The organism is Haloprofundus marisrubri, assembly GCF_001469955.1.
GTDB lineage: Archaea > Halobacteriota > Halobacteria > Halobacteriales > Haloferacaceae > Haloprofundus > Haloprofundus marisrubri.
On the sequence record NZ_LOPU01000037.1, the window covers coordinates 1 to 22,073 of the forward strand.

A 22,073-nucleotide genomic window follows, 5' to 3' on the forward strand; every position below is an offset into this window, starting at 1 on the left:
TTTGAACCCACGGCCGTCGGATTAGAAGTCCGACGCTCTATCCAGACTGAGCTACGTGCCCTCTGGTACGACGATTCGTCCCGAGCAAAAAGCGGTTGTGGTTCATCGCACCGACTGCACCGGGATGAGAGCGTGTCTCACCCGTCGAAGCGGTACAGCGACGTCACGTACGGCAGTCGGTTGAACATCCAGTAGGCGATGGGAAGGCCAACGATAGTCACCGCGAGGAAGGCGGCGACGTTCGCCCAGAGCCAACTCAGCCACCAACCGACCAGAACGAAGTACACCGCTCGAACGAGAAGCGAGCGCTGACCGCGGGCCGTCTCAGGTGCAGTGCGTGAACGCGGTTCTTTCAGGCTCAACACGGTGGGGACGAGGTTCGTGAGTTTGATTCCCACCGGAATCAGGACCACTGTCACCGTCAGGAACCACGCGATATTGACGACCACCGGCGTCGCCCACCAGCCGATGAAGACGAACCACAACGCGCGGACTATCAGAGAACGGTCGCTCATACCCGAGGGGAGGCGACGAGACGCCAAAAGCGTGCTGGCGGCCCGCCAGTGGTCGAAGAGAACAGCACACCTAAGTCCGCCCTGCAAGTAACGAGAGACGAATGAGAGTCATCGGTACCGTCGGCCTGCCCGGCAGTGGGAAGGGTGAGGCCGCGAACGTCGCCCGCGAGGAAGGCGTTCCGGTCGTGACGATGGGCGACGTCATCCGCCGGGAGTGTCGAGACCGCGGGTTGGACCCTGCCGAACATCACGGCGAGATAGCGAAAGCGCTCCGCGAGGAGAACGGTCCCGACGCCATCGCGGCACGGTCGCTCCCGCTCATCGAAGAGTACCGCCGGACGAACGAGACCGTGCTCGTCGATGGACTCCGCTCGCAGGTCGAAGTCGAACGCTTCGAGGAGGCGTTCGGCGACGAGTTCTCGCTCGTGAGCATCGAAGCACCGTTCGAGTTGCGGCGTGAGCGCATCTCCGACCGCGGCCGCGACCTCGGCGAAGACGACGGTGGCGAGGGACTGCGCGCCCGCGACGAACGCGAACTCGGCTTCGGAATGGGCGAGGCGATGGAACACGCCGACGTCCGCATCGAGAACACCGACACGCTGGAGACGTTCCGTAAACGGATTCGGGAGATACTCCGCGAGGAGACGGAGAACGAGTCCGAGCCAGCACCCGAGAAAGGAGAGCCATCACGATGATATACAGCATCGACGTTCGAATCGAAGCGCCCGTCAGAGCAACCGAGGTGACAGACCGCGTCGCCGACGCCGTCACCAACCTCTTTCCGAACGCGGAACTCGAACACGAGTCGGGAGGCCAACTCGTCGCCGAGACGCACTCGCTCGACGCGTTCTCGGACCTACTACACGAACAGGAGATACTCGACACCGCCCGCCGGGAGTTCACGAAACGGGAGGACGACTCTGGCTTCTCGTTCGCGCTGAAGAAGCAGGCGGCGCTGAAAGGCGTCGTCAACTTCGCCGTCGGCAACCCCGACGAACTCGGCGACATCGACGTCCACGTCACCGTCCGCGACCCGAGCGTCGACGAGTTCATCGACCACGTCGCCCCGCCGACGAGAGACGGCCGCCCCATCACCGACTGATGGGCTGGCGGCGGGACACGCCCGGCCCGGCGAGCATCCACGCGGCCGCGCTCATGACCGTTCTCGGCCTGACGGCGCTCGTCACCGGTCGAGCGTTTCTCTTCCCGAGTCTCGGTCCCTCGGCGTACGTGCTTGCGACGGGTATCGGCGACGAGGACAGCGCACCCAAGCGAGTCGTCGGCGGCCACGTCATCGGCGTCGTCGCCGGGATGCTCACCTACCACCTCGTCGCCGACGGTCTCGTCGCCACACAACCGTTCGCGCCCTTTTCTGTGACCGGCGTCCGATTGGCGGTCAGCGCCACCGTGGCGGTGGGACTGACGACGGCGGCGATGTTGGCGACGAACCTCCGGCATCCACCCGCATGCGCGACGACGCTCATCGTCGGGTTGGGTCTCCTGACGAGCGTCCCGGAGGCGGTCATCATCGTCGTCGCTGTCGTCCTCTTGGTGGTCGTCCAGCAGGGACTCTTACAGATTCGCCGAGCCACCGGCCCGCTCACCGCGCCGGAAGACGAACGGACCCCGGAGTCGTCGGAACAGCAGGCCGACCGGAGCGTCGGTGAGGGGAGTCGCACCGGCGGCGACAACGACTGACGCGTCAGGGAACGAGCAACACTGCGACGGCGAGACCGATGAAGACGACTTTCAGCGCCGTGTTGATGGCGACGACTTTCGAGCCGAAACTCGCCCCCCAGATGCCGTACTGAAAGGGGATAGAGCGTTTGAACGTCGAGACGGCGAAGGAGACGATACCGCCGACGAGCATCGTCGCCACCGCCTGCCGCGGCGTGAACACCGTCCCGATTTGCGGGGCGATAGTCACCGCACCCGTCGTCGTGTCGAACGCGAAGACGGCGATGACGGGGACTGCCGCACCGGGGAGACCGACGAGCGTCGCCAGCGGGTCCGCCACGCTCGTCAGTGCCTGCAACGTGTTCGTCTCGACGAGCAGCGTGACCAGTGCGTAGACGACGGCGAGGCGGGGGACGATTCTGCGGAGTTTCTTCCACGTGCTCGTCGCGGCCCCGCGAAGTTTCTCTCCCGTTGGCTGCGTGTCTCTGTCCGGTGCGTCGATATCGTCGGGGACGGCGGTCGGGTTCACGTTTCGCTCCGAGAGCAACAGCGCGCCGCCCAGAATCCCAGCGAGGGTGATTCCGAGCGCGATAGCCGCCCGCGCGCCGACGTACATGAGGCCGACGCGAAGCCCTAAAATGGGAATCAGCACCGGCGCGTAGAAGGTGAAGATGTGCTGGACGAAGCCGAAGAACGTGTTGATGGTGACGGCGACCAGCGTCGCGCGGTCGTCCAACATCCCCGAGTCGCGGAACTCCGCGAGCATGCCATATCCTGCTGTCGTCGACGCCGTCGTCGTCAGAATCGCCGTGCCGACCTCTCGCGGGAGATTGGCGGGCTTGGTCAGCGGGTACGCGAGCACGGTGATGTAGCGCACCGCGCCGAAGGCCACAGCGAGGTTGGCGAGGAACACCCCGACGCCGATGGCGATGGCGATGGTGGCGACGCGGGAAGCGACCTCCGTGACGAACGGCCAGTCTACGACCTGTACGACCGACTGCACGCTCGGAAGTCGGTCCCGGGCGGAGAAATGTGCGTCGGTCGGCAGCGAAGGGAATCAGTAGAAGACGAGCAAGCGTCTCGTGTGTCAGTGTTCGCTCGCCGCGGTCGAATCGGAGAGCCGTTCATAAAAGAGGTAGCCGACGACAGCAAGACCGATAGAGGACCCGAGCATCGACATCCAGAAATCGAACGCGGAAAAGCCGAGGCCGAACACGAGAGCAGTGCCGAGAATCGCTTGCGCACCCACCGAGGCAAAAAACCACAGGAGGGCGTTCTCGGAGGCTGTTTGCGGAACGAGAGTTCGCACACCGACGTGTCGAACAGGTGTACTGATACGAGTTCCGGTCGCCGCTACGACCGCGTCAGCAACGACCGTTCGACGTTGCCTATCGCCGAGTAGCCGCAAAGACCGAGCGTCAAATCGAGGTCGGCGAGCACGTTCGCACAGACGGCTTCGACCCCCTGCTGTCCGTCGAGCGCCAAGCCGTAGGCGTACGGGCGACCGATCAGTACCGCCTCCGCGCCGAGTGCCAGTGCGACGAGCGCATCGGAGCCAGTTCGAATCCCGCTGTCGAACAGTATCGTCGCTTTGTCGCCAACGGCGTCGATGATGCCGGGAAGCGCATCGAGTGCCGGAATCGCGGCGTCGATCTGTCTTCCGCCGTGGTTCGAGACGACGAGACCGTCCGCGCCGTGGGCGACCGCCTGGCGGGCGTCCTCGGGATGCAGGATTCCTTTGACCAAGAGGGGGAGGTCGGTCTGCTCGCGTAGCCAGTCGAGGTCGTCCCACGACAGCGTCGCGTCGCCGAACACGTCGATGAACTCCCGAATCGCCAGCAACGGTCGGTCTTCGGGTGTATCGTCGAGACGGGCGCGAAACGCCGGGTCCGAGAAGTAGTTGGCGACGCCCTCGCCGTCGAGGAAGGGGAGGTAGGCGCGTTCGATGTCGCGTTCGCGCCACCCGAGCATCGGCGTGTCGACGGTGACGACGATAGCTTCGTAGCCCGTTTCTTCGGCGCGTTCGAGGAAACTTGCCGAGATATCGCGGTCGGCGCTCGGGTACAGTTGAAACCACTTCGGTGCGTGACTCTCGGCATCTTCGTTTCCATCCTCGTCGTCCGCGCCGCTGGTGGAACTACTCGCTTCGTCGGCCGCGTCGGCGACGTCCTCCAGTGTCTCCGAGGAGGCGGAACTGAGGACGAACGGGAAATCCAGCGACGCGGCGGCGCGGGCGGTTGCGAGTTCGCCCTCGTCGTGGATGATGGACTGGACGCCGAGCGGTGCCAAGAAGAGCGGATAGGCGTACTCACGACCGAACAGTTCGACGGTCAGGTCTCGGTCGGCCGCGCCGCGGAGCATCCGCGGGACGATACGCCACTTGTCGAACGCCCGCCGGTTCGAGGAGACAGTCCGTTCCTCGCCCGCGCCACCGGCGACGTAGTCGTACGCCTCCGGCGAGAGGGCGTCGAGCGCCTCGGCTTCGAGTTTCTCGTAGGAGACGGGCACGTCGGGGGTCACGTCCGCCATTCCCTGCATGTACACCTCGACCTGCCGTCGATTGCCGGGCGCGTCGGGCATGCCGTCGTCTGTCATGGTCGTGGGTCAGAGTGGAGTGGGATAAAACGTCCGCCGAGTTACACGATAACTCAGGAGCGGTACAGGTAGAGCGCGACCACGAAAACCAGAAGCAACGGAACGGCGGGCGCGGCAACCTCCAGTGGAAACAAGAGCAGGACGACCGAGGTCAGCACGACGAACTCGACGACCACGAGAACGCTGACAACCTCGGCTGGGTCGGCCATATTCGAGTGGTTTTCACGTCGGTTTGTTAACGTTTCGGAGGATATCACCTACACCAGCGCGAGAACGACGCCGAACAGCACGAGCACCCCCAGTACGTCGCAGGTGTTCGTCACCACCGGGATGACCACGTCGTCGGGGTCGAGTTCGAGGCGGTAGGCCGCATACGTCGCAATCAGCGTTATCACGATAGCGAGCACCGCAAGCACCGCCCCGCTGGTGGTGGCGACGAGCACGACGGTCACGAAATCCAGCGCTGTGCCGGCGACGAGCGTCTGAATCGTCCACGCCCCCGCACCGACGAGCGGAAACAGCGTCAACGAGAGCGCGATAGTGGCGACGGCGTTGCCGAGAAGCAGGTCGTCGTCCGGCGAGAAGTCGAGCAGACCGAGGTGAAACGCCGTCGAGAGACGTGCGGCGAGGATACTGCCCAAGTTGCCTGCCATCCCGATGGTGACCGGCACGAGTACGAGCAACGAGGGATACTGCAGCAGCGTCGACTCGAACGTGTCCAACACGAGGCCGCTGGCGAGTTCGACGGTCGTCAGCACGAGGAGAACGGGAAGCATCGTCCGCGTGATTCGGCGGACCGACCACTGTGTGTCGGGCACTCAGCCACCTCCCAGTGCGAGGATGACGCGGGCGGCGAACAGCATCGTGGCGATGCCGACCACGTCGCCGGTGGTGGTGACGACGGGGCCGGCGAGCGTATCCGGATTCATCCCCTGTCGATAGCCGTAGAAGACGACGCTCAGCACCGCAATCGTCAGCAACAGTCCCGAGATGACCCCCGCAATGGCTGCGATGCCGACAAGCGACCAGAGCGTCGCCACGGGCCGCCCGAGTGTCAGCAAGACGGCGTAAGCGAGCACGGCCGCGAAGACGCTGACGAGAACCCCGTTCGCAAGCGCCGCGACGATAGCGTTGCGGATGCGCCGGTCCGAGAACGTGAAGTACGGTTCGATGAGACCCTGGTGGAGACCGGTGGCGAGGCGAGCGCCGAGCGACCCGTAGACGTTTCCACGCGTCGCCAGAAGCGCCGGAACGAGCACGATGAGGCCCGCGACCTGTTCGAGTTCCGCCTCCATCCCGCCGAGAACGACGCCCGCGAACAGACCGCCGACGGCGCTCAACAGCAACACCGGCAGCGCCTCCCGGTACGCTTCGACGGCAACGTCACGGACGGACATACCGAGAGAGACGCGTGGCGGCGGTAAAAATCGGGCGGCGAGAGTGTACGGAACGGCTGTGTGTCACGATAGCACACCCGAGAGAGTGATGCTACAGTGGCCGACTCACGACGGGCGGCCGCCGCTGGCGTCGCTATCAGCGTCGTCGCCGATGACCACGAGAACGCCGGTCAGTGCCGCCGCCGCGGCCATCGAGGCGGCGAGAACCGAGAAGGCGACACGGAAATCTGCGACATCGGAGAGAATACCGACGGCCGCCGGCGCGAGCGCTCCCGCACCCATCAACAGCGTTCGCACTGCGCCCAACCCGCCGCCGGCGACGGTGTCGGGGATGACGGAGACGAGATACGCACCTCGAACGGGGCGGAAGCCGTGCGACCCGAGGCCGAACGCGGCGACGACGGCACCGAGTACGAGAACGTTCGCCTCCCCGACGACGACGAGGGCGACGAGCGCAACGGCGGCGAGACCGAGCGTGAAGCCGATGATGGAGAGTCGTCCGACCCGGTCGCTGGCCTCGCCGGTGAGCAGTTGGACGAGGCTCACGACGAACAGGGCGCTGTAGATACCGCTGGCGGCGACCGTCGACAGACCGCCGCTCTCTTCGAGATACAGCGGGAGAAACGCCACGGCTCCGTTGTACGCGAAGGAGAAACAGATGGTGACGAGTACGAACACCGCAAAGCGGGGGCGACGAAACAGCGCGGCGTACTCGCGGACGCCGGCGCTGCCGTCGGCGGCGACGTTTCGGCTGTCGGGGACTCGCTTCGGGACGCGGAAGGCGAACGCCGCCGCGAGCGCGATACCGACGCCACCGCCGAGGAGGAACACCGCGTGCCAGTCGGTGTACGGACCGGTGCTCAACGCGACGACGGCCGCGGGTGCGGCGACACCGCCGAACGCGCCGAGCGTGTCGAGTGCGCCGAGCGCCCGCCCGGTCTGTGCGGGGTACACCTGTGAGAGCAATCGGACGGCGACGGTTTTGTGGACGCCAGTCCCGATACCGACGAGCAGCATCGCGGCGACGACGAGCGCGAAGGGTACAGACGGAACGAGCGCAAGCGCTCCAGCGGCGGCGACGACGGCCCCGACAGTGATGACGGTCACCGCGCCGACGCGGTCGGCGAGCGCGCCCGAGGGGAACTGCATCAGCGCGTAGACGAGCATCAACGCGGTGAACGCGCTGCCGACGACAGCGTTCGAGACGCCGTACTCCGCTTGGAGCGTGCCGAAAAGCGGCGGGAACGCGTACCGCAGAAACTTCGCCAGAAACCACAGTAGCGCCGTCAGTACGAGCGCGTCGAACCGGGCCAGCGAACGCAGACGGCCAACCATTCACGCTGGTGTTGTCGGCGACTGTCAAAAGGAAACGGGAACCGGCGGTTCGGGAACTGGACGGCGGTTCGGGAGTCGGACGATATGTGGGAAACCGGTGAGCGCGAGGCGAACGGGAGAAATGATTATGTAGCTATCATATCTTCACACGAATATGGACAGAACTTCGGTCGCACTCGGCGGTGTCGTCAGCGCCGTCGCCTCCGTCGTCGCCGTCGTGTTGTACGGCCCGGAAACCGCCGCGCCGTGGGGTATCCTCGCCGGAGCGGTCGTCGCCCTCCGCGCCCGCGACGCGACCGATGGACTGTTCGATGGGGCGCTCGCCGGTCTCGTCGGAGCCGTCGGTGGTGTGCTGGCCGTCGTCGGCTTCTACGCGCTGGACGTGTACTTCCACGTCGGCGACGCCGAAATCGCCGGGAGCGTCGGCGCGTACTTCTCGGTGCCGAGTGTGGTGATGTTGGTGCCGTCGTTCGCACTCGGCGGGATGCTCGCCGGTGCACTCGGCGTGCTCCTCAGAGACAGCGTCACCGCGCGAGTCGGTGCGTAGAGAAACTCGAAACCGGACTCGCGTTCGAGCCGAACCCAGACTGGAAGACGGCTCAGAACGGACCGAAGCCGCCCATACCGCCGCCACCGCCGCCCTGCTGTTCCATCTTCTTCATCATCCGCTGCATGTCGCCGTCGCCCATGCCTTGGAACTGCTTGAGCGTCTGTTCCATCATCTTGTGCTGTTCGAGCAGTTCGCGCACCGTCTCCTCGTCTTGGCCGCTACCGCGCGAGATGCGGCGGACCTGACTCGCGCCGACACCTCTGGGATTTTCCATCTCGCCTTCGGTCATCGAGTCCATGATAATCTCGAAGCTCCGCATCCGGTTTTGGGTCACGTCCATCGCGTCGTCGGGCAGTTGGTCCATGAGTCCGCCGCCGAGCCCCGGAATCATGTCCATAATCTGGTCGAGCGGCCCCATCTTGTTCATCGCCTCCATCTGCTTTTGCATGTCCTTGAGGGTGAACGACCCCTTCATGATGTCCTCGGGGTCCCAGTCCTCGTCTTCGGCTTGGGTCTCGGACATCGCGCGCTCGACGCGCTCCGAGAGCTGTTTGAGGTCGCCCATCCCCAAGAGCCGCGAGATGAAGCCGTTCGGCTCGAATCGCTCGATGTCTTGGACCGTCTCACCCGTGCCGAGGAAGGCGATAGAGGAGTCCGTCTCGTTGACGGCGGTCAGCGCACCGCCACCTTTCGCCGTCCCGTCGAGTTTCGTAATCATGACGCCGTCGATGCCGATGGCCTCCTCGAACTGTCGGGCCTGTTCTTTCGCGCCCTGCCCGATGGCCGCGTCGAACACCAAGAGACTGAGGTCCGGGCTGACGAGACCCTCTATCTCTTCGATTTCGGCGATGAGTTCGTCTTCGAGACCGTGCCGACCCGCGGTGTCGACGATGTGGACGTCGGCGTCCTCGGTCGCTTCGAGACCTTCGCGGGCGATGGTGACCGGGTCGGACTCGTCGGGGTCGCCGTAGAATTCGACTTCCGCGCGCTCACACATCTGTTTGGCCTGGTCGTACGCGCCGGGGCGGAAGGTGTCGGTCTGGATGACCGCCGGGCGCAGGCCTTTCTTCGAGAACCACCACGCCATCTTCGCGGCCGAAGTCGTCTTCCCCGACCCCTGGAGGCCGGCGAGGAGGATGGTCTGGGGTTCGAGCGGAATCTCCGTCGACTCACCGACGATGGCGACCATCTCCTCGTAGACGATTTTGAGGACGTGGTCGCGCGCGGAGGTGCCACCCGGTGGCTCCTCCTTCAGTGCGCGGGTTTTGATGCTGTCCGATAGCTCCATCACGAGCGACACGTCGACGTCGGCTTGGAGCAGCGAGCGCTGAATCTCTCTGACGACCGCCTCGACGTCTTCCTCGCTGAGGCGAGTTTTCCCTTGCAGCGTTTCCAAGGTGCCGCGAAGGGAACTGCCGAGATTATCGAGTACCATTTGCCAACAGTACGCCACCGAACCGGTAAAGGCTTTATTCGTCGTGGTGGCGGTCGGAGCGAGTACCGAAGTGAAACCAGCGAGTCGTCTACGTCGCTGTCGACGCCGGGTCGTCCTCGGAGTCCCCGTCTCTCCGTCTCTCGAAAGCCCGCCGAACCCGCTCACGGATAGTCCACTCGACCAGCGCGAGTGCGAACACGAGCAACAATCCGAACGGCCACAGCAACGATGCGGGCGTCCCAACCGAGTCACCCGCACCGGGACTGCGAAGGAAGAAGACCACCTCGACAGCCGTGAGCGACAGCGGTGTCACGAGTCGACGCGAGAGCGCAAGCGAGAGTGGAACGCCGACGACTAACGTCGGCCCGGCGAGGACGTACAGCCCGGTTTGAACTGTCGTCCACGGCTCGGTTCCGAACTCGTCGAAGACGACGCCGAAGCCATCCGACGCCGGGAGAAGTACCCACGCGAGCGCCGTCCACGCGAGACTCGCAACGACGCCGACGAGGATGGCTCGCTCGGTCTGTGCGGCGAGTCGATGGGTCGCCCGACCGCTCGCGCGACGACCGGCGTACTCGCCGCCAGCGAGCGCGACCAGAAGCGGTGCTGTGAACAGTGACAGGCCGGGAACAAACGGGTCTGCGACCCAGCTGACGACGACAGCGACGAGACTAGTCGGGAACGGTGAGACGGTTCCGAGAAAGCGGTAGAGAACGGCGGCCAACGCAAGCAACACGAGCAGTGAAACTGCCGCGGCGACGGGTGGTGAACCGGTGTTCCCGAGAGAGAGTGCGAACACGAACGCCAGTGTGAGTGCCAACAGAGACACCAGAGTCACTGTGGTCTTCGAAGGTGAAGGGAGGGCGAACATACTCGAATATTCAGTTCATCGACAGATAGCTGTTGCTCGCCGAGATGTGAGCAAGAGAAAGCCGCCGAAAGCTACTCCTCGTCTTCGAGGAGGCTGGCGACGAGTTCTTCGGGGATGAACCGCTCGACGTCGTCGTACTCTTGGCCGGTGCCGAGGAACAGAATCGGCTTGCCGGTGACGTAGGCGATGGAGATAGCCGCGCCGCCCGAGGAGTCGGCGTCGGCTTTCGTCAAGATTGCGCCGTCGATTTCGGCCGTCTCGTTGAACTTGCTCGCCCGCTGGACGGCGTCCTGTCCGGCGACGGCTTCGTCGACGAACAGCGTCATGTCCGGGCCGACGACGCGGTCTATCTTCTCCAACTGCGCCATCAGGTCGTTGGAAGTGTGAAGTCGGCCGGCGGTGTCGCCGAGGACGATGTCGATGTCGTGGGCCTCGGCGTACTCGACGGCGTCGTAGATGACCGCCGCCGGGTCGCCACCCTGCTCGTGGGCGATGAGTTTCCGGTCGAGGTTCTCGGCGTGCTTGCGAATCTGCTCGTTCGCGCCCGCGCGGTAGGTGTCACCGTTGGCGAGCACCGTCGAGTAGCCTTGCTTCTCGAAGTACTCCGAGAGTTTGGCGATGCTCGTCGTCTTCCCGACGCCGTTGACGCCGGTGAAGATGATGGTGACAGGTTTGTCCGCCTCGGCGATGCGCTGGTCGAAGTCGAACTGCCCGACGCTGATAACGTCGAGTAGCGCATCGTGTAGCGCCTCTTCGACCAACTGGGCGGTGGTCTGGACCTGTTTGCGCGTGGTGCCGAGCATCTTCTCGCGGATGGTGTCGAGCATCTGCTCTGCGACACCCATCTCCACGTCGCTCTGGAGCAACGCCATCTCCAGTTGCCACAGCGGCTGTTCGAGGTCCTCCTCCTCGATGATGATGCGACCGGTGGCGAACGCCGCCGCCCGCTTCAGTCGGCCCGGACCCGAGTTCTCTTCTTCCTGTTGGTCTTCGACGACGGACTCGTCGGGGACCGGTTCGGGCGTCGACTCTGACGACGAGTCGGCGACAGCCTCGGCGGCGTCGGCCTCGGGCGTCTCAGCGCCCGTGGTGGCCGCCTGCGCCGACGGCGTACTCTCGTCGACTTCGGCCGTCTCCGTCGCGTCGGCGACGCTGTCGGCCGACGCCTGTTGGGTCGACGCTCGGTCCGGTTCGGACGTCTCGGCCGCGCCGTTTTCCGTGGCGGGCTGACCGCTGTCGGAGGCCGTGTCGGCGACGGCGTCCGCGCTGGCGTCGGCCGTCGCTGCGGAGTCCGCCTCGGCCGCTGCGGAGTCCGCCTCGGCCGCTGCGGAGTCCGCCTCGGCCGCTGCGGCGTCGCCTTCGGCCGCTGCGGCGTCGCCTTCGGCCGCTTCGGTTTCCGCCTCGACTCCTTCGGCCTCGGCTTTCTCCTCGGCGGTCTCCTCGACGTCTTTGCGGAAGCTGTTGAGCTTCTTTTTCAGTCCGTCAAACATAGGAAGTTATGCTGAGTTACTCGTCGTCGCCTTCCTCCTGCTGCATCTGCTGCATCTGCTGCATCTGCTGCTGCTGGAGGCGCTGTTGGAGTTCTTGGGCTTGCTGTTCGACTTCCTCGCTCTCGTCTTCGAGCTCTCGAATCTCGCCTTCGACGCCGGCGATACGCTCGTCGAGCGAATCCTGCTTGCTGCGGAGCGTCTCGATAGCACCGTCGCGCTCGCGTTCGGCCGCGTAGTTGCCGCCGAGACTGACGACGACTTCGTCGATATCCTGGACTTCTGCGCGGACGTACGCGCCGCCGCCGAGCGGGACTTGGACCGTCGAGCCGCTGTCAAGCGTTTCGAGCGCCTCGACGGCCTCGTCAATCTCGGTTTTCTCGTCTTCGAGGTCGGAGATGTCGGCTTCGAGTTCTTCGATTTCCTCGTCGATAGCCTGCAGTTCCTGCGAGAGCTGCTGAAGTTGCTGCTGTCCGCCACCGCCCATCATTGTGCGGTCACCTCGTCGAGTTCGACCTGCACACGCTTGAGACCGTGCTCGCTGCCGAAGCGCGAGAGCACGTACTCGCGGGCGACGTTCTCGTTTTCTGCGTCGATATCCTTCGTGAACGTCCGATAGCCGTCGCGGCTTCGGAAGCGACCGCGTACAGTAAACTGACTCATGGAAAAGCGTGGGGTAGCGAGCGGGAAGTATCTTCCTACTCGGAGAGTCGAGCGGGGCGCTCGAAGGCAGAGACGGGGGCCGAAAAGACGGCGGGTTCAGTCGATGTAGCCGAGCGTCTCTTCGATACGCCCGAGTTCCGGACCGGTGGTCTCCTCGCCGACGACGTAGCTGTCGTCGTTGGCGACGAGACCCGACCCGACCAGCGGCGCGCCGTAGTTGACGGTGCCGATGTCGGCGTAGACGTCGAGATGTTCTTCGAGCGCCTCCAGTTCCGGTTCCCGCGACTTCGGATGACAGAGAACGCCGGTGTTGTTGGCGACGGCGGCGGTGCCGATGGTGCGGACGTCGCCGAGGTCACCGCGTTCGACCGGTACGTCGAGTGCTTCCTCGACGGCGGCGACGGCCTCGTCGTCGAGGTCCGGGTGGACCCACGCGCCGTAGTCGTTTGCGAGGACGACGTTGCCGGCGGCGTTGATGCGACCCGGCAGTGAGACGACTGGAAGGTCGACGGCGTCGGCGATACGCTCGCGTTCGCGGTCGGTGGCGCGGCCCGAGACGAGAATGCCGTTCTCGTTGCCCATCGCCAGTGCGCCGACGGTGCCCGACCCGCCGACCGTAGTCGGCACTGCGGGAACACCGAACTCGTCGGACAACGCCGAGACGAGTTCGTCGTCAGCGTCCGGGCGGACGAGCAGGCAGGCGTTCGTCGCACGCGCGAAGACGCCGACGTACGGCGACCCGGCGAAGGAGGCGCGAAGCACCGTTTACTCTGCCGGTTCGGCTTCGACGATGGACTCGCCGTCCTCGTCGAACCGTGCGGCGCGGACGCGAATCTTACGCGGCGGGTTCTGGCGACCCTCCGCCCAGACGGCCTCGTTCAGCGAGGGTTCGAGGCGAACGGCGTCCTCGTCGACGTTGAAGTTCTTTGCGAGGTGCTGGCGGATAATCTTCATCGCGCGGTCGGCGCGCTTCTGGACGGCGACCTTCTTGACGCCGCGAAGCGGAACGGTGACGACACGCTCTTCGAAGTCACTTGCGCTCATTATTCGTCAGTGTCGCTTCGCCGCCAGTTGCGGCGCTTGGGGTTTCGCGTGACTTGCATGTCCGTCTTCAGCATGACCCACGTGGGGACACGGCTGTTCTGGCGCTCCAGTTTCGCCAACCGCTTCTTCTTGGCCTTCGATTTTTTACTCATAGTAGCAGTGGATTCCGCTGCGCGACATAAAATCTTGTTCCTTTGCCCCCGCCTCCCGCCGAATCCATCGCGGAGGCGAACTGTGCGGCGTGCTGTCAACGACTGTGTGATACTGTGCCACCAGTTACATGTGACTCACGGTCGACCCCACGGTATGTCGCGTAACTTCCGCGGCGAAGACGAAGGGAAACGCGTCGTCGACCACGAAGGCAACGACGTGGGCACCATCGAACTCGTCGGCGACAACGACGAGTACGCGAACGTCGAACGCGGCGGCAGCATCACCGAAGGGCTGATGGAGATGCTCGGCTGGGAGTCCGACGACGACAACCGCCTCCACCGCGAGCACGTCGAAGAAGCGAACGACGAGGAGGTTCGCCTGAAAGAACCGCAGGCCCGACACGGATAGTCGAGAGAAGAACCGACCGAGACCGATACCTCGGAACGTAGAGCGACTCAGAGTGCGAATCGACTCACTGTCGAGTACGTCGGCCCGTCGGGGCCGAGCACGCTCTCTTTCAGCCGGACCTGTTCGACGCGGAACGTCCCGACCGTCGGGTTCGTCTCGCGGACGACACGCTGGACGGCGTTCTTGCCACGGGCGTCGTTCATCCGCGCGAGCGTCACGTGGGGCGTGAACTCGTAGCTCTCCGCTTCGAAGCCGATAGCGGTCGTCTCCCGCTCGATAGCGTCGGCGAGACGCGTCACCTCCGCGTCGCCGTCTTCGACTCCTGCCCAGACGACCCTGATGTGGTCGAGCGACGGAAAGACGCCGAGTCCGCCCACCGTCACCTCGAACGGGTCGATGTCCGCGGCGTCGACAGCTGATTCGACCGCCTCCGCAACCTCGTCGAGGCGGTTCTCGTCAGTTTCGCCGAGAAATTTCAGCGTGAAGTGTGCCTGCGTCGGGTCGACGAATCGAACGCCCTCGGCGTCACGGAACTCCTCTTGAACGGCCGCGACGGCGTCGGCGAGCGACGACGGCAGGTCGATGGTGACGAACAGTCGCATACCCGACGATGCGACGAGGGAGGCGTTAAGCGTCGGGGTAGTGGGTGGCTCTGACGGTACACTACCACCGACGGCGACGAACGTTTATCTCGGATGACGGGGCCACCCCCGTCTGTCACCTGACGTGAACCGCGGGGCGGCCGAGGCGGAAGTACGGCGCACCGCTCGCGGAGCGACCGAGCGCCGTCTGTTCGCCATCGACATAGTTGTCGCTCTCCACACGACTGCAATCCTTACCCGACTCCGAGCCTAACGTCGCGTAGTGAGTTCTCGACAGAACACCGCGTCGACCAGGTACGGCTACGCCGCGATGAACACGACGCTCCGCGAGGAGAACGTCCGGACGAATCACGGGATGCGACAGGCGACGTTCGAAGAGCGTGGCCTCCGGTACGCCGGCGAGCTAGCGGAGAAAAACTGTCGGGGCCTGCGCCGAATCGTCGAGTGGAACATAGACCACGACATCCGCTTCTATCGCATCACCTCGGACCTCCTGCCGTGGTACAGCCAGTACGCCATCGACGACCTGCCGAACGGGGCCGCGGTCCGCGAGGAAGTCGAAGCTATCGGCGCACTCGCCGCGAGCGAAGACGTTCGGCTGACCTTCCACCCGAGTCACTTCGTCAAACTGGCGAGTCCCGACGACTCAGTGGTGGAAAACGCCGTCGTCGACCTCGAAAACCACGGGTCGCTGATGGACGCGATGGGACTGTCGCGGACGCCGTACAACGCGGTCAACGTCCACATCGGCGCACACTACGGCGACAAGGAGGCGACCGGCCGGCGGTTCTGCGAGAACGTCGGCCGTCTCTCCGAGTCGGTCCGGAGTCGGCTGACCGTCGAGAACGACGACAAATCATCACTTTGGAGCGTCCCCGAACTGGTCGACGCCGTCGCCGACGAGGTCGGGGTTCCAGTCACCTACGACGAACTCCACCACCAGTTCACCGACCGCGGACTGACCCGGCAAGAGGCGGCACAGGTGGCCGCGGACACGTGGGAGGAAACACCCATCATCCACTACAGCGAGTCACGTCGGCTCCACGAAGCGGACCCGACGGTCCGTCCACAGAACCACAGTGATTACGTTCGCGGGCCGATTCGGACCTACGGAACCGACGCGGACGTGATGGTGGAAGCGAAGATGAAAGAGCGAGCGGTGCTCCGGTATCGAAAACGCGAACAGGAACGCGACGCCGGGGCGGCCGACCACCTCGGTTCGGCCGACTGAGTCGTCCGTGGGACGTAGCGCTTAACCAGCGCCACCGCCAAAGCGGTGGCATGACCGACGACGGCGACCGAGAGCATCGCTACTCCGAAGGGCAGGGGTTCGACGATGGCTACGACGACTTCACGCTCGAACCGCCGGAGTTGAAAGTCGACCCCTCGAAGGTCGACCCCGTCGACTCCCGCGTGCTCGCCGACATCCTCGACCGACGCAACGTCGACCGCGACGACGTCGACGTGACGAGTCTGATGGAGGTCGGCCTCTCGTACATGCAGATTAACCGCTTCGAGGAGGCGACCGAGACGTTCGCCCGCGCCGCGCAGTTCGCCGAGGAAGAGAGCCTCGAAGCCCAAGAGGCGTGGGTGAACAAAGGCGTCGCCCACGCGGAACTGGAGGAGTTCGACGAGGCCATCGGCGCGTACCGAGAGGCGCTCCGCGCCAACGAGCGCTCCGAACACGCCGCCACCGCCGAGACGAACCTCGCGTACGCGCTCTGGGAGTTCGGCGAAGTCGAGGAAGCGCTCGAACACGCCGAACGCGCCGTCGAAATCGACCCGCGCTTCCCGCAAGCGTGGTACAACCGCGGCTTCTTCCTCTCGGAACGCGGCCTCCACGAGGACGCCGTCAACGCCTACGACAACGCGCTCCGCCTCGGGATGCGCAACGCCGACATCTTAGAGGAGAAGGCAAGAGCGCTCGAAGAACTCGGCCAGTTGGAGGAAGCCGAGGAGGTACAGGCGGAGGCCGACGAACTCCGCGAGCAGGCCGAACAGGAGATGGTCGAGGAGTACGATGCTGGTCCGTGAACGGCAAACACCGGAAGGGTTGCTCGTCTCCGTCTGCGACCCCGACTGTATCGGCGAGACGTACGAAAACGGGAAAGTGTCGCTGACCGTCACCGAGGAGTTCTACGGCGGCGACGACGCCGAGGACGTCGACGCCGACGCCGTCGTCGACAGTCTCACCCGCGCGACGGTGGCGAACATCGTCGGCGAGGAGGCCGTCGGCGTCGCTATCGACGCCGGCATTATCGACGAAGAGACGGTTCTCGACGTGGGCGAGACGCGTCACGCGCAGTTGCTCTGGATGCGGTAGCTCAGCTCACGTCCTACGTCGTCTCGGAGAGTCGCGGCTCACAGGCGACTCGGATTACGTCGGACTCGGCGTCCGGACCTGCGAGAGGTACGCCGCGAGGTCCGTCGTCGTGACGATACCGATGAGGTCGTCGCCGTCGATGACCGGCAGATGGTGGAAGCCGTGTTCTATCATGCTGTCGGCGACGTCTCTGATTGGCGTCTGTGCCGTCGTCGTAATCGGGTCGCGCGACATGTACGCCGACACCGGCGTCTCGTCTTTCGGTCGGCGTTCAGCGACGATTTGGACGAAGTCGGTGGAGGTGAGGATGCCTTCGAGGTGGTCCTCCTCGTCGACGACGAGTACGGACCCGATATCGTGGTCCATCATCGTCTTCGCTGCCTCCTCGACGAGCGTATCGGGAGTAACCGTCTGTAACGAGGTGGACATCAACTGGGCGACGAAGATATCGTCCATGAATTTTCATAGGTAGTGGCAGTGATAAGGATTGTCGTGGCGGAAGCCGGGACGGAAAGCGACTACGCTCTCGCCCGTCTCCGCGGTGAACCCGAAGCTCCGCTCGGTGGGACGTAACGACGAACGGTTACGCACCCCCGTCAGACCGAAGGGATGTTAGTGCTCCGTCCCCTGCAATCCGACAATGAGTACGCAGGAGTCGTACCCCATCGACGTCGATGCCATCCGCGAGGACTTCCCCATCCTCCAGCGGAAAATCGGCGGCGACGTGACGGTACCCGGCCCGAGCGAAGACGACGACACGCCACTCGTCTACCTCGACAACGGCGCGACGAGTCAAACACCCGACCAGGTCGTCGACGCCATCGCCGACTACTACCGCACCTACAACTCGAACGTTCACCGCGGGATTCACCACTTGAGTCAGGAAGCTTCCGTGGCCTACGAGAACGCCCACGACCGCGTCGCGGAGTTCATCGGTGCGAACGGCCGAGAGGAAGTCGTCTTCACGAAAAACACCACCGAGAGCGAGAACCTCGTCGCCTACGCGTGGGGGCTGAACGAACTCGGCCCGGAGGACAGCGTCGTTCTCACGCAGATGGAACACCACGCCTCGCTGGTCACGTGGCAGCAAATAGGCAAAAAGACGGGCGCAGATGTCCGCTTCATCCGCGTCGACGAGGAGGGTCGACTCGACATGGACCACGCACGCGAACTCGTCGACGACTCGACGAAGATGGTGAGCGTCGTCCACGTCTCGAACACTCTTGGAACAGTTAACCCGGTCTCGGAACTCGCCGACCTCGCACACGACCACGGCGCGTACATCTTCGTCGACGGCGCGCAGTCGGTGCCCAATCGACCGGTCGACGTACAGGACATCGACGCGGACTTCTTCGCCTTCTCAGGACACAAGATGTGCGGTCCGACCGGCATCGGCGTCCTCTACGGGAAAGAGGAGATTCTCGAGGAGATGGAACCGTATCTGTACGGTGGCGAGATGATTCGTCGTGTCAGCTACGACGACGCCTCGTGGGAGGACCTCCCGTGGAAGTTCGAGGCCGGAACGCCCGTCATCGCGCAAGGTATCGCCCTCCACGCCGCCATCGACTACCTCGACGACATCGGGATGGAGAAGATTCAGCGCCACGAGGAGCAACTCGTCGAGTACGCCTACGACGAACTGACCGCCTTCGACGACGTGGAGATTTACGGTCCGCCGGGCGACGACCGCGGCGGCCTCGTCGCGTTCAACCTCGACGGCGTCCACGCCCACGACCTCTCCAGCATCGTCAACGACTACGGCGTCGCCATCCGCGCGGGCGACCACTGTACGCAACCGCTGCACGACACCCTCGGCGTGGCAGCGTCGGCGCGTGCATCGTTCTACCTCTACAACACGCACGAGGAAATCGATGTGTTGGTCGATGCGGTTGACGAAGCACGGCAGTTGTTCGGATAGTTCGTTCTCGTTCTCTCGTTCTCGTTTTCCGCCGGCGCGCCGTTTATTGCCCTGCCCCGACACCGACTACCGATGACCGAGCGCATCTGCTACGCCTGCGGCGAGAGGGCTGCCGCCCCCGCGACGCGCTGTGACTGTGGCGAACCGCTGTGGCTCGACACCGACCCTCACGACTTCGACTGGAACGCCGTCGCCGACGACCCGGGGATGTGGCGCTACGCCGAGTTGCTCCCCTTCGACTCGCCCGGCGGCGTCGCCGACGCGGCCGGAGGAACGCCCTTGCTTCGGCTCTCACGCCTCGACGAGTTCGCCGGCGTGCGACTCCACCTGAAGGACGAGGGGTCGAACCCGACGGGGAGTTTCAAGGATAGGGGAAGCGCCCTCGGCGTTGCCGCGGCGCTCGAATCAGGTGTAAACATCGTTGGCACTGTCTCGCACGGCAACATGGCGATGAGCACCGCCGCCAACGCCGCGAGCGCGGGTCTCGACTGCGTCGTGCTCGTCCCCGACGACATCCCCGAGTCGCGTATCGACCTCATCTCGCAGTACGGCCCCAGGCTGCTTCGGGTGAGCGGCGACTACGCGGCCCTCTACGACCGGTCGCTCGAACTCGGCGTGGAACTCGAAATCCCCTTCTACAACTCCGACGTGCCGCTGCGCGTCGAAGGTCAGAAAACGACGGCACTGGAGATTTGCGAGGCGTTCGCGCCCGGCGTGCCGGACGCCATCGTCCTCCCGGTGAGCAGCGGTGGCCACGCCAGCGGCGTCTGGAAAGCGCTTCGAGAACTGAAAACAGCAGGAACCATCGACCAACTTCCTCGCTTGTACTTCGCGCAAGCGGCCGCCTGTGCGCCCATCGCCGAGGCGTTCGACGCCGGCGACGACGCGGTTTCGCCTGTCGAGGGTGGCGAGACCATCGCGTACTCCATCGCCAACCGCGACCCGCCGAGCGGAACCAGAGCGCTCACGGCGGCGCGGGAGACTGACGGCGGCGTCGTCGCCGTCGACGACGACGAGATACGCGCTGCGAGAGGGGCGATAGCCGAGTCCGGCGGGTTGAGCGTCGAGTCCGCGTCCGCGACGTCGCTCGCTGCGATTCGACGACTCGCGGTCGACGGCGAACTCGGCGAGGAAGACGACGTCGTCGCGGTGGCGACGGGCAGGGGGGTTTCGGAGTCGCCGCCCAGTTCAGAAAGGGCGACGGTCGACCGGGTCGATATCGACGAACTCGGCGAGAGACTCGGGTCGCGCTGAGGACAGACTCGCCTCACGCTGAGTTTCGGGAGACCCCCCCCCCCGAGCGCCCCGGAACCCTTTTGCATCGCACTGGCCTACCCGAAGACAACTATGGGTATGGGCTCGGACATGTACCGGCAGCAGATTCTCGACCACTACAAGAACCCGCGAAACTACGGCGAGATGGAGGACCCGACGTTCTCGCACGTGGGCGAGAACCCCTCCTGCGGGGACACCATCAAGGTCGACGTGCGACTCGAAGACGACGGCGAGACCATCGAGTACGTCTCCTTTACCGGCGACGGCTGCGCCATCTCGCAGGCCAGCGCGAGTCTGCTCTCCGAGAAACTGCAGGGAACGACGCTCGACGAACTGGAGTCGATGGACACCGACGACGTGACCGAGATGCTCGGCGTCGACATCAGTCCGATGCGGATCAAATGTGCGGTGCTGGCGCGACAGGTCGCACAGGACGGCGCGAAGCTCCACGAGGGCGAACTCGACGACCTCGACCGAACCGTCACCGAAGAGTAGCGGTCGGAGAACGAAGTCGTAACGAGCGAACACGTCGGTCGAGCGATTTTCTCGCGGTGCTGTCTCTCAGCGCGGGGCGACGATACAAAACGATACGCCGTCGTAGCGCGTATCATTGACATGGCACAACACCCCACACAGACGTACGAGTGTGCCGACTGCGGCCGCCGACTTCGGACGGACAAACCGAGCAGTCGCTGTGCGGCGTGCGGCGGGGAGATGCTGAATCTCAGCACCGCCCGGAACAGCTAGAGAAGACGGAGGAGAAAGAACGAGAGCTTTTTTTGGGTTATTCGGGCTTCAGGCCTTCGTTCTTGACGCGCATGACGGCTTCGCCGTCGGGGAGGTTCGGCGCGTCGACGAGGCGGACGATACGCTTGTCGCCTTTCGATTTGCGGAGGTACATCCGGAACGTCGATTTGTGGCCGAGGATGTTGCCACCGATAGGCTGGGTCGGGTCGCCGAAGAACGCGTCGGGGTTCGCAGACACCTGGTTCGTGACGACGATGACGCAGTTGTGGAGGTTGCCGACGCGGTCGATGTCGTGGAGGTGGCGGTTGAGCTTCTGCTGGCGGTCGGCGAGGTTCCCGCGGCCGACGTACTCGGCGCGGAAGTGCGCCGTCAGCGAGTCGATGCAGAGCAGGCGAACCGGCCACTCCGTGTCCGTGTGTTCGCTGGCGAGTTCTTCGGCCTTCTCGGCCAGAAGCATCTGGTGGTTGGAGTTGAACGCTTTTGCGACGTGAATCTTGTCGAGGAAGTCGTCCACGAGTTCCTCCATCGCAGCGTCGTCGCCGGGCGAGCCTTCGATTTCGCGGTCGTCCATCGTCGCCTGAATTACTTCGTCGTCGAGGCCGCGAACCATGTCGTCGATACGTTCGGGGCGGAACGTGTCCTCGGAGTCGACGAAGATGCAGGAACCACGGAGGCCGCCGACTTCTTTCGGGAGTTGGACGTTGACGGCCATCTGGTGGGTTATCTGGGACTTACCTGCACCGAACTCGCCGTACACTTCGGTGATGGACTGGGTTTCGAGGCCGCCGCCGAGGAGGTCGTCGGCTTCCGGAATCTGCCAGCTGAGTTTGCCGATGGTCTGGCGACGTTCGAGCACCGTCGAACCGGTCTCGAATCCGCCGATGTCGGCGGCGTCGCGGGCGGCGAGTACGACGTCGTTGGCCGTGCTCTCACCGATGTCTGCTTTCGAACCGAGGTCGCTCGGACTCGCGACGGCGATGCTCTCGTACGTTCGGTACCCGGCTTCCATGAGTTTGTCTGCGGTTGCGGGGCCGACACCCGGGAGGTTTTCGAGGTCGTCATCTGCCATTGTATATCC

The 22,073-nt window shown here is 64.5% G+C and carries 31 protein-coding genes; 12 read left to right on the plus strand and 19 right to left on the minus strand.

Annotation, left to right across the window (positions count from 1 at the left end; genetic code table 11):
- Positions 1-137: 137 nt before the first annotated feature.
- Positions 138-515, minus strand: coding sequence for a YccF domain-containing protein (locus AUR64_RS17635; protein ID WP_058583288.1), 378 nt, complete (start codon positions 513-515; stop codon positions 138-140).
- A 101-nt stretch (positions 516-616) separates the two neighbouring features.
- Here AUR64_RS17635 and AUR64_RS17640 point away from each other — a divergent pair, with 101 nt between their 5' ends.
- The 3 genes from AUR64_RS17640 to AUR64_RS17650 are packed head-to-tail and all read left to right on the plus strand — an operon-like array spanning position 617 to position 2,213.
- On the plus strand, positions 617-1,210 hold the full coding sequence (locus tag AUR64_RS17640; protein ID WP_058583289.1) for an AAA family ATPase: 594 nt from the start codon (positions 617-619) through the stop codon (positions 1,208-1,210).
- Positions 1,207-1,617 carry an RNA-binding domain-containing protein gene (locus AUR64_RS17645; protein WP_058583290.1) on the plus strand — a complete coding sequence of 137 codons (411 nt, stop codon included), beginning with the start codon at positions 1,207-1,209 and terminating at the stop codon, positions 1,615-1,617. Before AUR64_RS17640 ends, AUR64_RS17645 begins: the two co-directional genes overlap by 4 nt.
- Entirely contained in the window at positions 1,617-2,213 is a 597-nt protein-coding gene (locus AUR64_RS17650; RefSeq protein ID WP_071391322.1) for an HPP family protein, read from the plus strand. The genes AUR64_RS17645 and AUR64_RS17650 overlap by 1 nt, the downstream gene beginning before the upstream one ends.
- A gap of 4 nt (positions 2,214-2,217) precedes the next feature.
- Here the strand turns inward: AUR64_RS17650 and AUR64_RS17655 are convergent, their stop codons facing one another.
- The 7 genes from AUR64_RS17655 to AUR64_RS17680 form a co-directional block, all read right to left on the minus strand.
- Positions 2,218-3,195: a hypothetical protein gene (locus tag AUR64_RS17655; RefSeq protein ID WP_058583291.1), complete on the minus strand. Its 978-nt coding sequence runs from the start codon at positions 3,193-3,195 to the stop codon at positions 2,218-2,220.
- Between the two features lie 84 nt (positions 3,196-3,279).
- A complete protein-coding gene (locus tag AUR64_RS17660) occupies positions 3,280-3,501 on the minus strand; it encodes a hypothetical protein (protein ID WP_058583292.1) in 222 nt (73 codons plus the stop codon).
- A gap of 44 nt (positions 3,502-3,545) precedes the next feature.
- Positions 3,546-4,787, minus strand: a complete 1,242-nt coding sequence (locus AUR64_RS17665) for a lactate 2-monooxygenase (protein WP_058583293.1) — start codon at positions 4,785-4,787, stop codon at positions 3,546-3,548.
- Between the two features lie 53 nt (positions 4,788-4,840).
- Positions 4,841-4,996, minus strand: a complete 156-nt coding sequence (locus tag AUR64_RS20975) for a hypothetical protein (RefSeq protein WP_169794673.1) — start codon at positions 4,994-4,996, stop codon at positions 4,841-4,843.
- Between the two features lie 48 nt (positions 4,997-5,044).
- Positions 5,045-5,563 (minus strand): magnesium transporter, encoded by a 519-nt coding sequence (locus tag AUR64_RS17670; protein WP_058583434.1) that lies wholly within the window; start codon positions 5,561-5,563, stop codon positions 5,045-5,047.
- A gap of 42 nt (positions 5,564-5,605) precedes the next feature.
- A complete protein-coding gene (locus tag AUR64_RS17675) occupies positions 5,606-6,184 on the minus strand; it encodes a magnesium transporter (RefSeq protein WP_058583294.1) in 579 nt (192 codons plus the stop codon).
- Between the two features lie 105 nt (positions 6,185-6,289).
- Entirely contained in the window at positions 6,290-7,519 is a 1,230-nt protein-coding gene (locus AUR64_RS17680) for an MFS transporter (RefSeq protein ID WP_058583295.1), read from the minus strand.
- Between the two features lie 154 nt (positions 7,520-7,673).
- Here AUR64_RS17680 and AUR64_RS17685 point away from each other — a divergent pair, with 154 nt between their 5' ends.
- Positions 7,674-8,066, plus strand: a complete 393-nt coding sequence (locus AUR64_RS17685) for a DUF5518 domain-containing protein (RefSeq protein WP_058583296.1) — start codon at positions 7,674-7,676, stop codon at positions 8,064-8,066.
- 52 nt (positions 8,067-8,118) lie between these two features.
- Here AUR64_RS17685 and AUR64_RS17690 read toward each other — a convergent pair whose 3' ends face one another.
- The 8 genes from AUR64_RS17690 to AUR64_RS17725 all read right to left on the minus strand — a co-directional run bounded on the left by AUR64_RS17690 (position 8,119) and on the right by AUR64_RS17725 (position 13,721).
- On the minus strand, positions 8,119-9,504 hold the full coding sequence (locus AUR64_RS17690; protein WP_058583297.1) for a signal recognition particle protein Srp54: 1,386 nt from the start codon (positions 9,502-9,504) through the stop codon (positions 8,119-8,121).
- 88 nt (positions 9,505-9,592) lie between these two features.
- Complete coding sequence (locus AUR64_RS17695) at positions 9,593-10,375, minus strand: hypothetical protein (protein ID WP_162265549.1); 783 nt, start codon at positions 10,373-10,375, stop codon at positions 9,593-9,595.
- Positions 10,376-10,446: 71 nt separating this feature from the next.
- Positions 10,447-11,865, minus strand: coding sequence for a signal recognition particle-docking protein FtsY (ftsY, locus tag AUR64_RS17700; RefSeq protein WP_058583299.1), 1,419 nt, complete (start codon positions 11,863-11,865; stop codon positions 10,447-10,449).
- Positions 11,866-11,881: 16 nt separating this feature from the next.
- Complete coding sequence (gene pfdA / locus AUR64_RS17705) at positions 11,882-12,349, minus strand: prefoldin subunit alpha (RefSeq protein WP_058583300.1); 468 nt, start codon at positions 12,347-12,349, stop codon at positions 11,882-11,884.
- Entirely contained in the window at positions 12,349-12,525 is a 177-nt protein-coding gene (gene rpl18a, locus AUR64_RS17710) for a 50S ribosomal protein L18Ae (protein WP_058583301.1), read from the minus strand. The genes pfdA and rpl18a overlap by 1 nt, the downstream gene beginning before the upstream one ends.
- 96 nt (positions 12,526-12,621) lie before the next feature.
- Positions 12,622-13,287 carry a translation initiation factor IF-6 gene (locus AUR64_RS17715; RefSeq protein ID WP_058583302.1) on the minus strand — a complete coding sequence of 222 codons (666 nt, stop codon included), beginning with the start codon at positions 13,285-13,287 and terminating at the stop codon, positions 12,622-12,624.
- 3 nt (positions 13,288-13,290) lie between these two features.
- Positions 13,291-13,569: a 50S ribosomal protein L31e gene (locus AUR64_RS17720; RefSeq protein ID WP_058583303.1), complete on the minus strand. Its 279-nt coding sequence runs from the start codon at positions 13,567-13,569 to the stop codon at positions 13,291-13,293.
- Positions 13,569-13,721 (minus strand): 50S ribosomal protein L39e, encoded by a 153-nt coding sequence (locus tag AUR64_RS17725; protein ID WP_058583304.1) that lies wholly within the window; start codon positions 13,719-13,721, stop codon positions 13,569-13,571. Before AUR64_RS17725 ends, AUR64_RS17720 begins: the two co-directional genes overlap by 1 nt.
- A gap of 154 nt (positions 13,722-13,875) precedes the next feature.
- Between AUR64_RS17725 and AUR64_RS17730 the strand changes: the two genes are divergently transcribed.
- Entirely contained in the window at positions 13,876-14,130 is a 255-nt protein-coding gene (locus tag AUR64_RS17730; RefSeq protein WP_058583305.1) for a hypothetical protein, read from the plus strand.
- Positions 14,131-14,177: 47 nt separating this feature from the next.
- Here AUR64_RS17730 and thpR read toward each other — a convergent pair whose 3' ends face one another.
- Positions 14,178-14,732 carry an RNA 2',3'-cyclic phosphodiesterase gene (thpR, locus tag AUR64_RS17735; RefSeq protein ID WP_058583306.1) on the minus strand — a complete coding sequence of 185 codons (555 nt, stop codon included), beginning with the start codon at positions 14,730-14,732 and terminating at the stop codon, positions 14,178-14,180.
- 262 nt (positions 14,733-14,994) lie between these two features.
- Here thpR and uvsE point away from each other — a divergent pair, with 262 nt between their 5' ends.
- From uvsE to AUR64_RS17750, 3 genes are read left to right on the plus strand one after another with little or no spacing between them, the layout of a single operon-like run.
- Positions 14,995-15,963, plus strand: coding sequence for a UV DNA damage repair endonuclease UvsE (gene uvsE / locus AUR64_RS17740; protein WP_240479631.1), 969 nt, complete (start codon positions 14,995-14,997; stop codon positions 15,961-15,963).
- Positions 15,964-16,013: 50 nt separating this feature from the next.
- Positions 16,014-16,766 carry a tetratricopeptide repeat protein gene (locus AUR64_RS17745; protein ID WP_058583307.1) on the plus strand — a complete coding sequence of 251 codons (753 nt, stop codon included), beginning with the start codon at positions 16,014-16,016 and terminating at the stop codon, positions 16,764-16,766.
- Positions 16,753-17,055 (plus strand): DUF424 domain-containing protein, encoded by a 303-nt coding sequence (locus AUR64_RS17750; protein ID WP_058583308.1) that lies wholly within the window; start codon positions 16,753-16,755, stop codon positions 17,053-17,055. Before AUR64_RS17745 ends, AUR64_RS17750 begins: the two co-directional genes overlap by 14 nt.
- A 54-nt stretch (positions 17,056-17,109) precedes the next feature.
- On the opposite strand, the gene AUR64_RS17755 is transcribed toward AUR64_RS17750, so the two are convergent.
- Entirely contained in the window at positions 17,110-17,511 is a 402-nt protein-coding gene (locus AUR64_RS17755; RefSeq protein ID WP_058583309.1) for a CBS domain-containing protein, read from the minus strand.
- Between the two features lie 184 nt (positions 17,512-17,695).
- Between AUR64_RS17755 and sufS the strand changes: the two genes are divergently transcribed.
- The 4 genes from sufS to AUR64_RS20640 all read left to right on the plus strand — a co-directional run bounded on the left by sufS (position 17,696) and on the right by AUR64_RS20640 (position 20,995).
- On the plus strand, positions 17,696-18,973 hold the full coding sequence (sufS, locus tag AUR64_RS17760) for a bifunctional cysteine desulfurase/selenocysteine lyase SufS (RefSeq protein ID WP_058583310.1): 1,278 nt from the start codon (positions 17,696-17,698) through the stop codon (positions 18,971-18,973).
- Between the two features lie 72 nt (positions 18,974-19,045).
- The gene (locus AUR64_RS17765) at positions 19,046-20,227 is read left to right on the plus strand and encodes a threonine synthase (RefSeq protein WP_058583311.1); all 1,182 of its coding nucleotides are present in this window, start codon (positions 19,046-19,048) and stop codon (positions 20,225-20,227) included.
- A 93-nt stretch (positions 20,228-20,320) separates the two neighbouring features.
- On the plus strand, positions 20,321-20,743 hold the full coding sequence (gene sufU / locus AUR64_RS17770; RefSeq protein ID WP_058583312.1) for a Fe-S cluster assembly sulfur transfer protein SufU: 423 nt from the start codon (positions 20,321-20,323) through the stop codon (positions 20,741-20,743).
- A 120-nt stretch (positions 20,744-20,863) separates the two neighbouring features.
- Positions 20,864-20,995, plus strand: a complete 132-nt coding sequence (locus AUR64_RS20640; protein WP_155120655.1) for a rubrerythrin-like domain-containing protein — start codon at positions 20,864-20,866, stop codon at positions 20,993-20,995.
- A 37-nt stretch (positions 20,996-21,032) separates the two neighbouring features.
- Here AUR64_RS20640 and radA read toward each other — a convergent pair whose 3' ends face one another.
- Positions 21,033-22,064 (minus strand): DNA repair and recombination protein RadA, encoded by a 1,032-nt coding sequence (radA, locus tag AUR64_RS17775; RefSeq protein ID WP_058583313.1) that lies wholly within the window; start codon positions 22,062-22,064, stop codon positions 21,033-21,035.
- Between the last annotated feature and the right edge of the window lie 9 nt (positions 22,065-22,073).

Bases quoted from the DNA above. Each gene is read 5' to 3' on its own strand.
- AUR64_RS17635 (WP_058583288.1), bottom strand. From the start codon at position 515: ATGAGCGACCGTTCTCTGATAGTCCGCGCGTTGTGGTTCGTCTTCATC.
- AUR64_RS17640 (WP_058583289.1), top strand. From the start codon at position 617: ATGAGAGTCATCGGTACCGTCGGCCTGCCCGGCAGTGGGAAGGGTGAG.
- AUR64_RS17645 (WP_058583290.1), top strand. From the start codon at position 1,207: ATGATATACAGCATCGACGTTCGAATCGAAGCGCCCGTCAGAGCAACC.
- AUR64_RS17650 (WP_071391322.1), top strand. From the start codon at position 1,617: ATGGGCTGGCGGCGGGACACGCCCGGCCCGGCGAGCATCCACGCGGCC.
- AUR64_RS17665 (WP_058583293.1), bottom strand. From the start codon at position 4,787: ATGACAGACGACGGCATGCCCGACGCGCCCGGCAATCGACGGCAGGTC.
- AUR64_RS20975 (WP_169794673.1), bottom strand. From the start codon at position 4,996: ATGGCCGACCCAGCCGAGGTTGTCAGCGTTCTCGTGGTCGTCGAGTTC.
- AUR64_RS17670 (WP_058583434.1), bottom strand. From the start codon at position 5,563: ATGCTTCCCGTTCTCCTCGTGCTGACGACCGTCGAACTCGCCAGCGGC.
- AUR64_RS17675 (WP_058583294.1), bottom strand. From the start codon at position 6,184: ATGTCCGTCCGTGACGTTGCCGTCGAAGCGTACCGGGAGGCGCTGCCG.
- AUR64_RS17680 (WP_058583295.1), bottom strand. From the start codon at position 7,519: ATGGTTGGCCGTCTGCGTTCGCTGGCCCGGTTCGACGCGCTCGTACTG.
- AUR64_RS17685 (WP_058583296.1), top strand. From the start codon at position 7,674: ATGGACAGAACTTCGGTCGCACTCGGCGGTGTCGTCAGCGCCGTCGCC.
- AUR64_RS17690 (WP_058583297.1), bottom strand. From the start codon at position 9,504: ATGGTACTCGATAATCTCGGCAGTTCCCTTCGCGGCACCTTGGAAACG.
- AUR64_RS17695 (WP_162265549.1), bottom strand. From the start codon at position 10,375: ATGTTCGCCCTCCCTTCACCTTCGAAGACCACAGTGACTCTGGTGTCT.
- ftsY (WP_058583299.1), bottom strand. From the start codon at position 11,865: ATGTTTGACGGACTGAAAAAGAAGCTCAACAGCTTCCGCAAAGACGTC.
- pfdA (WP_058583300.1), bottom strand. From the start codon at position 12,349: ATGGGCGGTGGCGGACAGCAGCAACTTCAGCAGCTCTCGCAGGAACTG.
- rpl18a (WP_058583301.1), bottom strand. From the start codon at position 12,525: ATGAGTCAGTTTACTGTACGCGGTCGCTTCCGAAGCCGCGACGGCTAT.
- AUR64_RS17720 (WP_058583303.1), bottom strand. From the start codon at position 13,569: ATGAGCGCAAGTGACTTCGAAGAGCGTGTCGTCACCGTTCCGCTTCGC.
- AUR64_RS17725 (WP_058583304.1), bottom strand. From the start codon at position 13,721: ATGAGTAAAAAATCGAAGGCCAAGAAGAAGCGGTTGGCGAAACTGGAG.
- AUR64_RS17730 (WP_058583305.1), top strand. From the start codon at position 13,876: ATGTCGCGTAACTTCCGCGGCGAAGACGAAGGGAAACGCGTCGTCGAC.
- thpR (WP_058583306.1), bottom strand. From the start codon at position 14,732: ATGCGACTGTTCGTCACCATCGACCTGCCGTCGTCGCTCGCCGACGCC.
- AUR64_RS17745 (WP_058583307.1), top strand. From the start codon at position 16,014: ATGACCGACGACGGCGACCGAGAGCATCGCTACTCCGAAGGGCAGGGG.
- AUR64_RS17750 (WP_058583308.1), top strand. From the start codon at position 16,753: ATGCTGGTCCGTGAACGGCAAACACCGGAAGGGTTGCTCGTCTCCGTC.
- AUR64_RS17755 (WP_058583309.1), bottom strand. From the start codon at position 17,511: ATGGACGATATCTTCGTCGCCCAGTTGATGTCCACCTCGTTACAGACG.
- sufS (WP_058583310.1), top strand. From the start codon at position 17,696: ATGAGTACGCAGGAGTCGTACCCCATCGACGTCGATGCCATCCGCGAG.
- AUR64_RS17765 (WP_058583311.1), top strand. From the start codon at position 19,046: ATGACCGAGCGCATCTGCTACGCCTGCGGCGAGAGGGCTGCCGCCCCC.
- sufU (WP_058583312.1), top strand. From the start codon at position 20,321: ATGGGTATGGGCTCGGACATGTACCGGCAGCAGATTCTCGACCACTAC.
- AUR64_RS20640 (WP_155120655.1), top strand. From the start codon at position 20,864: ATGGCACAACACCCCACACAGACGTACGAGTGTGCCGACTGCGGCCGC.
- radA (WP_058583313.1), bottom strand. From the start codon at position 22,064: ATGGCAGATGACGACCTCGAAAACCTCCCGGGTGTCGGCCCCGCAACC.